General features: G+C 34.2%; 7 protein-coding genes and 1 riboswitch. Of the genes, 1 reads left to right on the top strand and 6 read right to left on the bottom strand.

Annotation, left to right across the window (positions count from 1 at the left end; all coding sequences use genetic code 11):
- Window positions 1–17 precede the first annotated feature (17 nt).
- The 6 genes from ADIWIN_RS21710 to ADIWIN_RS01190 all read right to left on the bottom strand — a co-directional run bounded on the left by ADIWIN_RS21710 (window position 18) and on the right by ADIWIN_RS01190 (window position 10,877).
- Window positions 18–869, bottom strand: a complete 852-nt coding sequence (locus ADIWIN_RS21710; protein WP_020895850.1) for a hypothetical protein — start codon at window positions 867–869, stop codon at window positions 18–20.
- Between the two features lie 2 nt (window positions 870–871).
- Complete coding sequence (locus ADIWIN_RS01210) at window positions 872–5,968, bottom strand: translocation/assembly module TamB domain-containing protein (RefSeq protein ID WP_051155379.1); 5,097 nt, start codon at window positions 5,966–5,968, stop codon at window positions 872–874.
- 141 nt (window positions 5,969–6,109) lie between these two features.
- The gene (locus ADIWIN_RS01205; protein ID WP_020895848.1) at window positions 6,110–7,117 is read right to left on the bottom strand and encodes an alpha/beta fold hydrolase; all 1,008 of its coding nucleotides are present in this window, start codon (window positions 7,115–7,117) and stop codon (window positions 6,110–6,112) included.
- Window positions 7,118–7,126: 9 nt separating this feature from the next.
- A complete protein-coding gene (locus ADIWIN_RS01200) occupies window positions 7,127–7,579 on the bottom strand; it encodes an OsmC family protein (protein ID WP_020895847.1) in 453 nt (150 codons plus the stop codon).
- Window positions 7,580–7,660: 81 nt separating this feature from the next.
- Window positions 7,661–8,959 carry an O-acetylhomoserine aminocarboxypropyltransferase/cysteine synthase family protein gene (locus ADIWIN_RS01195; protein ID WP_020895846.1) on the bottom strand — a complete coding sequence of 433 codons (1,299 nt, stop codon included), beginning with the start codon at window positions 8,957–8,959 and terminating at the stop codon, window positions 7,661–7,663.
- Between the two features lie 144 nt (window positions 8,960–9,103).
- A riboswitch (SAM riboswitch) is annotated at window positions 9,104–9,227 on the bottom strand.
- A gap of 102 nt (window positions 9,228–9,329) precedes the next feature.
- Window positions 9,330–10,877 (bottom strand): hypothetical protein, encoded by a 1,548-nt coding sequence (locus ADIWIN_RS01190; protein WP_040756182.1) that lies wholly within the window; start codon window positions 10,875–10,877, stop codon window positions 9,330–9,332.
- A gap of 148 nt (window positions 10,878–11,025) precedes the next feature.
- On the opposite strand from ADIWIN_RS01190, the gene ADIWIN_RS01185 reads away from it, so the two are divergent.
- Window positions 11,026–12,201, top strand: coding sequence for a 2-isopropylmalate synthase (locus ADIWIN_RS01185; protein ID WP_020895844.1), 1,176 nt, complete (start codon window positions 11,026–11,028; stop codon window positions 12,199–12,201).

The raw sequence follows: 12,201 nt of genomic DNA, 5'->3' as shown, positions 1-12,201 counted from the left end.
ATCTAGATATTTTGGCTTTATAAAAAGCGAGTCTTGATAGTAATTTTTTCTTTAAAACGCTGCTTTTCGCTATAGGTTGAATCTTGTAAATCGTAGTTTGGGTAAATGTTAAGCTGTTTAATATGGTAGGGGATGGTTGCCTTTTGAGGAACTTCAGCCTTTAGCCTTAAGAATAAATCGAAACGTTTATTATCGTACTGATTGGTGTCTGCTTCAAAAATAAAAAAATCAGGGTTGAGGTTATAATAACCTCTTTTCTTTAATTCTACATCGATACGCTGACGCTCTAATTTCATATTAGATAAGTCAAAACGCATATTTTTGTGAATAGGGGAATCTTGAGTCACATTTTTGACGTCCTCGTATATTGGTGAGGGCATAGAATCGAGTTGGAAATTTGCTAAGGTGTAGGGTTTTGTAACTTGTACTTTATAATTTACAAAAGCCTCTGTTTCTTTTTCTTCTATAGAAGATGCTGCTGAGCTATAAAAGAAACCTTTGTTTTCTAACCGGTTTATCAATACATCTTCGATTTCAAATGTTTTTATATCCGATTGATAAATAGGTTTTTCTCCTATTTTTTTATTTAACCATCGGTTGATGAAACCTGGGTTGTCCTTTTGAGATTTGTAATGGTAATATAAACCTAAATGCATCCCTAAAAATTTTGAATTAGGTTCTGGTCTTAAAACGGTTTCTAAATCTGATTTTAATGCTTTAATATTTTCAACAGCAGAATCGGCTTCAATTTCAATTTTAGCACCAGTGTATAATTTCTCTCCTTCAGGGATGTATTTTTTAATACTGCAAGAGTATAAAATCATTCCGAAGACTATAAAGTAGATACTATGTTTTAAAATTCGTTTCAAATTCAATTCTTTTTCTGTTCTAAGCTTTTTTCTGTGGTTTCTGCTTTAGCTTCAAGTTCTTTCTTTGCCGCTTCTTTTTTTGCGTCATTCGTTTCATCTTCCTCTTTTTTGGAACGTAATATCGCATCCCAAAGTTCGCTAAATTGGTTAAATTCTTGTGTAAAAATTAAACCGATACCACTAACGATGGTTTGTCCGTCTATAACATTTTCAAATTCACTTTTTCTAAAACCTTTTAAGCGATACCTGCCATCTTCTGTAAGAGTATATTCTAAACTTACGTTACCAATTATTGGAGCTTCTTCACCTGTGCTGCTACTGCCTTGAATATCGACTTCACTACCAACTCTAACGGTTAACCGATCGTTAAATAGTTTTTTCTGCGCTGCAATATCTAATTGTGTTCGGTCTGTTGGAGCATCTCCTTGGTAATCGGTGTAGCTATTTAATCCAAAGTCGAGCTCAATACCAGATTTCCCTAATAATTTATCTGAAAACGCGTTCAGCTGATCCGAAACCGCATCGTTTAAATTGTCTCTTGCAATGGTCGCAAAACCACCATCACTACCATCACTGCCGGCATCTGGATAAAAACGATTTAAGACTAAGAGAGAAAATACCTGACGATTAAGTTCTCCTTCTTGTTGATTAACTTGTTGAACTCTACCATAAACCTGTCCGCCAATGGCACCTTGGTCTTCTTCTGGCATATCTAAACCAAAGGAAATTTTAGGCTGTAACAATTCTCCATCGATATTAAGATACACATTAAATGGTAAAACTTGCTTGTATTTGCTTTTTACTGAGGGATCTGATCCCGAAATTTGTGATGCCATTAATCCAGAAGCAGAGGTTTCTAAATTGTAAATAGCACGCACATCTAATTTGGCATCCAAAGGATCACCAGACCACGTCACTCGACTTCCAGGCGCAATTAAGAATTTTCTATTTACTAAATTGTATAGGTTTAGCTCGTAATGACCATCTAAGATCTCATAAGCACCCGTAAGTGTGATTCGTCCATTTGGGTTCATCGTGAAGACAAAATCACCCTCTCCAGAAGCTTTAAAGTTGTCTCCGGTTTCTTCGTCTATAATAATAGTAACTGCTGCATTTTTGCCAATTTTGAGTAATGCAGAAATATCGAAACCTTTAATAGTGGCGGTTTGTTCTTCTGTTTGGGTTAGAATCGCATCAGGATTTTCACGATTTACAAAAATCACCACACCATCGCGTTCTTCAATACTCGCAACAGAAGACGGCATTACATAAGTTAAATCTGTATCGGAGCCTAAGGTTAATTTGGCGTCTAGTTTAGGAATTTGTAAATCGCCAGTTAATTTAGCGCTAGCATCAAAACTAACTTTGCCGTAAAATTCTTCATTATCTTCTTTTGTGGCATTTAATACCTGAAAATTAGTAGCCTTAACACTTAGATCGAATGTAGGATTAATAAAGTTTTTAGTACCCACTTTTCCTGAAAGCACCAATGCATTATTATTTTCATCACGAATGGTGAAATCGGTCATTGAAAGTCCTGCGTTGTTAATGTTCAATTTTTCATTAGCCATGCTAAATTTTGAGTTGAGCTTGGCAACATTAAAACTTGCATTATTGAATGTTAAAGAACCATTGTATTGCGGATCTGAAGTGGTGCCTGTAACTTTAAAATTACCAGAAAAACTACCATCTGTTTCTTTGATTTCTCCCAAAGATAGCGTGTTGAGTGCTTTCATTTTAAATTCATTAATATCAAAATCAAGATCTAAATTAGCAACGGTGTTGGTAACCGTATAATCTCCAACGAGATCAAAGTCGATATCTCCACCTTTTAATCCTGCATTAAACGCATAACTGCCTGCTCCAAGTGAATTACCGTTAATACTTAATGTGCCTAAATCTGTTTTAAGGGCGTTGAATTCTTCAATGCTTAAATCAGCAATAATTCCTGTATTTTCAAAAGGATCTTCGAGAATAAAATCACCATTTAATTTGCCGCTTGCTAATTCTGCTGTAGGGTTTAAATAGTTGAATACTTCATTAATATCAAAATTTTCAAAAGCTATAGCAATATGTTTTTTTGAAATGTTATTTAATTTATCAGTAAGTTCTATGGATTGATTGTTCTTTGTGATTTTGAAGTCGTTAAACTCAAGATTTTTGTCGGTTAGAACCATTTCATTACTTTGAGGAATGGTCCATTTTTCTTTGTTAAGAATTAAACTGTCAGGACTTACAGTAAAAACTAAGCGTTCACGATCTCCTGTGAGTTTAGTATTTATATTCATTAATTTTTCACCGTCATGATAGCCTAAAAAGTCTAGTGATAATTCATGGTCAGTTTGTTTTCCTTTTATGATGGTTTTCGGAACATCTAAAGGACCAGCATTTACATTGTTAAAGCCAAGATTAAAATTGAAATTCTCCTTATCTGTATCTATTGAAAATGCAAGACTATCTAAAGTGTTGCCGCTATAATTAATGTGTGGGGCCGTAATATTTGCTTTTAGTTTACGCCTTCTTTCATTGAAATCTACAGCAATATTTATAGTGTCTAAATCTCTTGCGTTAACTAAAAAGACGTCGTTAAGTAAAGGTGATTGTGCAATTCTACCTTTAAGGTTTAAATTCACAAAATCAGAAATAGAATCGGATTTATCCGTTTCTCTATAGAAATAGCTAAGCACATGTCTTTTTAAAGCCTTACTAAAGGTTTGTGGATCTGTATTTGATTGCAAATCGAGATCTATAATTTTATTTTTTATCGTAACCGAAGTGGTGTCTTTTTCTACATGCGCAAATGCATTAAGATCGCCTATTAAATAACTTCGATTGTCATAAACCACAACACCTTTATCTAGTGTTGCACTAGCGTCATAACGTTCCCCATTGCTTTTAAAATCTGCCGTTAAATGCATGGCTGTTTTAACATTGCGATTCATTAAACCAAGTGCTTGTAAATTCGCACCAATAATATCTAATGTTACATTGGCTTCAGGAGAAATTGAGTCTAAAACAACATAGGCCTCTAGATTAGCATTTAGGTTGTCGTCTTTGTATTTTGAATTAATAGTTCCGGATCCGTCTTTTATGTCACCATTAATATTAAGATTTTTTATAGCATAATTATTAAGCTGAAAATCCGAAATAGTAGCCTCTAAATCCGCATTTAAGGTATTGATAGTACTACCAGATCCTTTAGATTTTAGCGTAAGACTTAAAGCACCAAGTTGAGGGTTGTTAAGTAATTCGTTCACCTTGTATTCCTCAATAGTTAATAGCGCGTCATAAGAAATGTTATCGGTATTTTTAAAATTCCCATCTACTGATGCCAGACCTTGTGAGGTGGTGAGTTTTGCTTTAGTTGAAATGTCTTCAAGGCTTCCTTTAAATTGTGCGACAAATTTCACATCAATTGGAAAGCTAATTCCTAAGTCTTCCTCATTTACAAACTGAATTAAATCAGATCGTTTTGTAACTGCTGAAAACTGTGGAATATTAAATTGAAGTGTTTCAGGATTGGTGACGTTTTGAAGCGTTCCTTTAGTAGAAATTTTTGTTGAATTTCCCCAATTGAGCTCCGCTTTATTTAAATTAATTGATGCTAAAGTTCCTGAAGCATTTAGATTTCCTAAAACTAGTTTTTTGCTTAATTTATTGAGGTATTCGTTATTTTTTAAATCTGGTTGAAATTTGAAAATCTCTGTCAATGAGAGTTGAAACGCTGGTAGATTTAAGTTAACTTTAGTAGTTTCAGGAGCTTCTATTAATTTTGAAAGTGATTGATACTCTAAATGTGCATAGCCTGAAATTGAGTTGTTATTTAATTTGAATTTTAAATCATCCAAATGCATATTTTGGTCTGTTGCGTTAAAATTAACAGCCAATTGATTAAGGTTTAATCCTGAAAATTCATTAAAATTTAGTTGTTCTAAAGCTAGTGTCGCTTCTTTATCTTTTAAAGAAATGTCTTTCGCTTGAAGCGTAAAATTTGAAAGTGAGATCGCATTCGGGTTAAAAATATCCTTGGTAGGTTTTGCGTTACCCACACTATAATTTATGTGATTGTTTTCAAAATCAATAGACGCGATATTAATTGTTAGTTGCGGCCATTCAAAAGTGGTGATATCTGTTTTGGCTTCGTTTGTAACTTCTTCATTTTTTTGCGTTAATCCATTAATTTCAGCATCTGTGGTTAAGCTGATTTTAGAATTTTTAAGCGTGATGTTTTTAAGATTGAAATCACTAGCCGCTAAATTTATGAGCGGTGATTCTGTTGAGAACTCCGAAATGTCAACATCTGCAATAAGCCGATCAGGTTGTGATTCGTAATAAGCAACCACATTGTTTAATGCAATAGTTTCAAAAGATAATTTTGGTAAAGGAGTCTCTGAAGTTGTGGTGTCAATCGTTACTGGTTTTTGAATAAACTTAATATTGGCTTCGCTGAGTTCAATCGTTGAAGCATCAAAAATCATGTCTTCAATATTGGTAGTTTTCATATTAGCCTTCAACTTCCCAATTTTAAATCTAGAATCGATGCCTGCAACCGCATCATCAAAAACAATATCGAAATTGTTGAAATTTAAGTTGCCTAAAACTAAATTAAGTGGAGTGGAAGTGGTGTCTGTTGCAACGGTTGTCGTATCCGTTGAAGCAAAAGCATCAATTAGAAATTGAAAGTTATAACCTTCAATGCTATCTTTTCTAATCACATTGGCACGCAAACCATCCCAATCTAAAGCGTCTACTCCGATGCCATTACCACTTATCATTTTAATGAGTGGCATGTTAGCTTCTAATGATTTTGAATAAACTAAAGTATCTCCTTTTTTATCTTCAAGATAGAGACCATCGAGTTGTATATCACCATCAAACGTAATAAAAAGTTTTTCTATGGCGACTTTAGTTCTGGTTTTATCAGAGACATAACTGACTGCTTTATCCACAATAATACCTTGTCCCCAAGGGCTACGAACAAAAAGAACTACCAGAAAAAAGAACACAAGAATGCCTAGCAGTACGCGTAAGGTTCTGCGAAACCAACGATATTGTCGTTTTTTTGGTGCTTGAGGCTCTGTATTTTCGATCTTATTCAACAGTCAAATATATACGTGTAAAAGTATAACTATTGTCGTTAATGCTAATAATATTAACGCTCTCACATTAATTTTTAACTAAAATTAAAAACGAAAAAAGCCGAACGACTAGTTCAGCTTTTGTTTACATGTAAGGCTCTTTTATGCCACGCGCTGTTCTAGTTTTTCGTTTGCTTTTAATTTCGTCGAAAAAATAGGCTTCAAAAAACGCGCTAATTGATCAAATTCTATTAAAAAAGCATCATGACCATGCACGGATTTAATTTCATGAATATGTACGTTGTCTTTCACTGCTTTTAAGTCCACGTAAGTATTCCAGTTTTCATCCGCTTTAAAAAACAAATCAGAATTAATGGTGATGATATGAATATCACTTTCAATTTTTGAAGCGACTTCTAAAAAATTAGTTCTGTTTCTGGTAATATCAATAGTGCGCAAAATCTGATTCATCAGTTTATATGCAGCAACCTGAAAGCGATTGTCTAGAGCTGAGCCATGGTAACTCAACCAAGACTCAATGTTGTAAAGGGTATCGTTTTTCTTAGTGCGTTCAAATTTTTGAGTCAACGATTCTGGTGTACGATATAAGGTCATGGCGTGCATTCTAGCATCGACTAAAGGTTGTGAAGAATTGTTCAATATCGCATCTTGAATGTGGCAATTCGCAATCACCCAATCCGTAGATTTCCAGTCGGTCGCAATAGGAATTAAATGTTGAATTAATTGCGGTTTTAATGCTGCTAATTCCCATGCAATTCCGCCACCAACAGAGCCGCCAATTACGGCAAATAAATGTTTAATTTCTAATTGTTCTATGGCTAAAGCAAACAGTTTTGCAATATCTCTTGCTGTAAAGTCTTTGTAATTTTCAATGCAGTTTTCTGCAATATTATCATAGCCATTACCAAGAATATTAAACGCTAAAATGGTATATTCATTGGTGTCTATACATTTGTTGTTGCCAATAATATCATTCCACCAACCGTCTTCTCCAACTACATTTGAGTTTCCGGTAAGGGCGTGGTTGACTAAAATTATGGGTGCGGAATGTAATGCTTTACCAAAAGTTTGGTAAGACAATTTAGGGGTTATTGTCTTACCGCTTTCAGTAACATAATTAGTTAGGGTTATGTAGTGTAAATGTGCCATGGCAAATTTTTATATAGCTGTATATTCTTTTTCTACGGAAATTTTTAAAGGTGTTTTATTCTGTAAATTATCTTTTACAGGACAACGTTCTTCAACAATCTGAAGCCATCGTGTTAAGACTTCGATACTGGCATCGGTCTCCGGAATAAGGTTAAGATTAATGGTTTTAAAGCCTGCGCGTTCTTTGGTAGACGTCCCTAAAAACCGATCAGGATTTAATTCGCCCGTCACTTCAATCTTTAAATTTTTAATTGTAAAACCTAATTCCTTTGCTACGAGATGTCCAACAACATTGGCGCAACCGGCAAAGCCTGCTAAAATGTATTCTACCGGATTGGCATCTTCATCGGTGCCACCTAAAGCTTCGGGTTCATCTACAACTAAAGTAAATTGTCTTGTTTTTCCTATAAATTGGGTTGCAGAAGCACTGTCTCCTACAACGGAGAATTTTAAATCACTCATATTTTTGTCTTTTTAGTATTGAATATTATAAAACAGATGCCTTTACAATTAAAGACATCCGTTCTACGTCACAATTTAAATTTAATTTTGAAGAGCTTTTTTCTGTTTTACAACAGCAAAAGCTTCTTTTAAATCGTCTTTTAAATCTTCTATATTTTCAATACCTACAGACAAACGAATTAAATCTTTAGTAACACCTGTAGTTTCTTGTGCATCATCACTTAATTGTTGATGCGTTGTACTTGCAGGATGAATGATAAGTGATTTTGTGTCTCCTATATTGGCTAATAATGAGAATAGTTTGGTTGTATCAGCAATAGTTTTTGCAGCTTCGTAACCACCATCCACTCCAAAAGTGACGACGCCACTTTGACCTTTTGGTAAATACTTTTTAGCTAACGCATTGTACTTGCTAGATTTTAATCCTGGGTAATTCACCCATTTAACTTCAGGTTGAGATTCTAACCATGTTGCTAATTCAAGGGCATTTTCACTATGTTTTAAAATACGTAATTCTAAAGTTTCCAAACCTTGAATAATTTGAAAGGCATTAAACGGACTCAGCGCTCCACCATAATCCCGTAAACCTTCAATTCTAATTTTTGCTATAAATGCTGCTGCGCCTATTGCTTCGCTATACACTAAACCATGGTAACCTGCAGAAGGTTCTGTGAATTCTGGGAATTTTCCGTTGGTCCAATCAAAAGTACCAGCATCGATAATAATGCCTCCTAGGGATGTTCCGTTTCCGGTGATATATTTAGTTAACGAATGAATTACGATGTTTGCACCGTATTCTATGGGATTTAATAAATAAGGTGTAGCTACCGTATTATCTACAATTAATGGCACTTTATGCGCTTTCGCTCCTTTTGAAATCGCTTCAATATCTAAAACATCTAATTTCGGATTCCCTAAAGACTCTACAAAAAAGGCTCTTGTGTTTTCTTGTGCTGCTTTTTCAAATTCTTCCGGGTTTGACGCATCAACAAATGTCGTCGTAATACCATGTCTCGGTAAGGTAACGCTCAATAAATTGTAAGTGCCTCCATACAAACTGCTCGATGCAACGATGTGGTCGCCTGCTCTTAAAAGTGTTAGTAAAGTTGTTGCAATTGCTGAGGTTCCAGAAGCTGTAGCAACCGCTGCAATTCCGCCTTCTAGTGCTGCTAATCGCTGCTCTAAAATGTCGTTTGTTGGATTGTTTAAACGTGTGTAAATAAAGCCAGGAACCGACAGGTTAAATCGTCCTGCGGCTTCATCTGAATCTTTAAAAACATACGATGATGTTTGGTAAATAGGAACAGCTCTTGTTCCTGAAGTTAGATTGGTGTCGTGACCTGCGTGCAACGCTTGTGTTGCGAATTTTTGTGTACTCATTTTTCTAAGTTTTTGAGTTAATAAATGATTAAACCAAAAGCCAAATAAGCCTCTTTTGTTCCTTGAGCGTAGTCGAAGGAAGAAGCGTACTTAATAGAAAAATATTAAAAAGAAAATGCTAATTACAGATGGGTAATTAGTCTTGAGTTATCTATCCAATTTTTCGATTAATGAATCAAATAATTAAGTAGAATTTAGCACCTTCTTAGTAAATCTAAGGGTTGCTAAGGCTTCATAGGGTCATTCCCTCCGCCTTTCTTGATAACATTTCAGTAAGTGTTTGAACTTTGTGAGCACAAATATTGCAATACAAAAACTACAAATCCAAATAATTTCTTGATTTTGTGATTTTTTTATGAAATTCGTAGTATTACGAACTTTTCTTTGCTAAATACTTAGTTTGGATGATTTTACTCACCGGTTTGTTCTCAATTTTACTCTCTAGCCAAGAAATAATATCGAGATATAAAAATGCACGTCGTTCATACGGATGATCTTCAAAAGTCTTCAGCGTTTTGTGTAATTCTATAAATGCATTTTTAAGGTCGTGAGGGTAAATATCCTGAAGGCCTCTAATGAATTTTATCATTTCTTTTTGGACTTCATGCAGGTCGTTCATCTTAATTAAAAACTTATACGTGCTTCGTAAAAGCGTTTCTAAATGATAATCTAAACCAGCTTCATAATGTGCTACAAGATTTAAAACTCTTGAAAAACAGAGTAAATCTTCGCGCATCGAAAGTGTTTTGTTTGAGATGATTTTATCTAAATATTTTATACAAGCTTTATTGTTTCCGGCTCCAAATTGTAAACTCGCAAACTTGTAATAAAATATCATTTTATGATGCGGATCTATTCTGTTGCTAAATGGAATTAATGTTTTTTCAATTTTAGGAATTAAATCCAAGCCTTCCTCAAAACTCCCGTCAATAAAGTGTTGGTTAATACTGTGGAAATTGGTGTAGAGAAAAACCAAAGTGGCAACATTCTCATCTTGTGGAAAATTAGATTTTTGAACAGTAGCTTCAAATTCTGAAAACTTTTCTAAGAATTTTTGTTTGTTGCCAATGAAAACAAGTGCTTCTAAAAGGTAGTTGTTGCCTTTTAAAAAAAACACAGGATTTAAGTTAATCATGTTTGGATTCTGATAAAATAAATCTACCCATTTTGATGCGTATTTGTAACAGTTCAGGAAATCTTGAAGCAAAAAACTTTGCCATAAATTAGCTTTATAAAGCCATAATTTTTCTCTAAATCCTAATTTTTCAATATCAACTTTTGGAACATGTTTATTAAAATAATCAATAACCATGTTGGCTTCTTTTTCATTTCTTATATAGCCTGTTTTTAGAATAGTACTATAAAGTTGAAGTGATAAATTGGAGAGTTTACTGGCAATGACATTTAGCGAACTCAACTCTTTTGCTTGTACTGCCAGTTCATCTGCTCTGGTGCTAATACTTCTTGTAATATATTGTGATTCAATTACTTTTTCGAGCTCAACAATCTCGAAAGCTGAATTTTTTTCTTCGTTAATAATCGCCAACTCTTTGGCTTTATCTAAAATTTTTAAGCTTTGCTTATATAAGCCTTTATGATACAAAATGGAAGCAAAATCGAGTTGTTCTCTAATTTGTGAACGCACATTTTGATGGGATGGATTGAGCTTAAGACTGATTAAAATTTGTTTGTATAAGTGCGCCTTTACATTGGCAAGTTGTTGCTTTTTTACAATGCCACTTTTTATAATAGAAGCTTCATTGTAGGTTTTAGCTTTGTCCAAAAGATTGAATAAATTCAAGAATTTAGAATCTGAATTTACCCCAAGTCTCCCTACGTAAAGTTTAAATTGCCGTTTTTCGGATTTTGTTAAGGACTTTACAAGTGAGAATAAATTATCTTTTTGGTCTTTAGTTATCAATAGAAAATAGATTTATTAATCTGTTAATCAGTTGTTTGAGGTATATTTTGGCGACTGAACATCGTAAACTAACTATATCAATAATGTTTAAATCTAAATCAAAACATACATTCGTTAGACAATACTATAAAATATATTTTGATATATGTCAAATAACAACATACAAATCTTCGATACAACACTTCGCGATGGAGAGCAAGTTCCTGGTTGTAAACTTAACTCAGAACAAAAAGTGGTTATTGCAGAACAGTTAGATCAACTTGGAGTTGATGTGATTGAAGCAGGATTTCCGGTCTCTAGTCCAGGTGATTTCATATCGGTAGAAGCGATTTCGAAAATTGTTAAAAATGCTACTGTTTGTGGTTTAACAAGGGCCGTAGAAAATGATATAAAAGTAGCGGCAGAATCTTTAAAATATGCTAAGAAGCCTAGGATTCATACAGGAATTGGGACTTCTGATTCTCATATCCTTCATAAATTCAAATCTAACAGAGCGGCTATTATTAAACGTGCTTTTGAAGCGGTGAAATATGCAAAGTCATTTGTTGAAGATGTTGAGTTTTATGCTGAAGATGCAGGGCGAACAGATAATGAATATTTAGCAAGAGTATGCGAAGCAGCAATTAAAGCTGGTGCAACAGTATTGAATATTCCTGATACAACAGGGTATTGTTTGCCAAGTGAATATGGTGCAAAAATAAAATATTTAAAAGAAAATGTAAAAGGTATTGAAAAGGCGATTCTGTCTTGTCATTGCCATAATGATTTAGGCTTAGCAACAGCAAATTCTATTGAAGGAGTGATTAATGGAGCACGTCAAATTGAATGCACAATTAACGGTATTGGTGAACGTGCAGGAAACACGGCTTTAGAAGAAGTGGTGATGGTGTTAAAACAGCATCCATATCTTAATTTAGATACAAATATTAATACATCGATGCTATTCGGAATGAGCCAGTTGGTTAGTGATAGTATGGGGATTTATACACAACCAAACAAAGCGATTGTTGGAGCAAATGCTTTTGCGCATAGTTCTGGGATTCATCAAGATGGTGTGATAAAAAATAGAGCAACTTACGAAATTATCGACCCTAGAGATGTCGGTGTTACGGAGTCGGCTATTGTGTTAACCGCAAGAAGTGGAAGAGCAGCCCTGGCTTACAGAGCAAAAAATGTAGGTTATGAACTTACGAAGTTGCAGTTAGATGATGTGTATGCTAACTTTTTGAGTTTTGCAGATAGAAAGAAGGAAATCAATGATAATGATATTCATCAAATTATCGAAACGAGTAATGTATATCAACAAATAATTTCAGCATAA

This window comes from Winogradskyella psychrotolerans RS-3, from assembly GCF_000427335.1.
Taxonomy (GTDB): domain Bacteria; phylum Bacteroidota; class Bacteroidia; order Flavobacteriales; family Flavobacteriaceae; genus Winogradskyella; species Winogradskyella psychrotolerans.
Note: the sequence above shows the minus strand (reverse complement) of the source record. Positions and strands in the feature narration are given on the sequence as shown.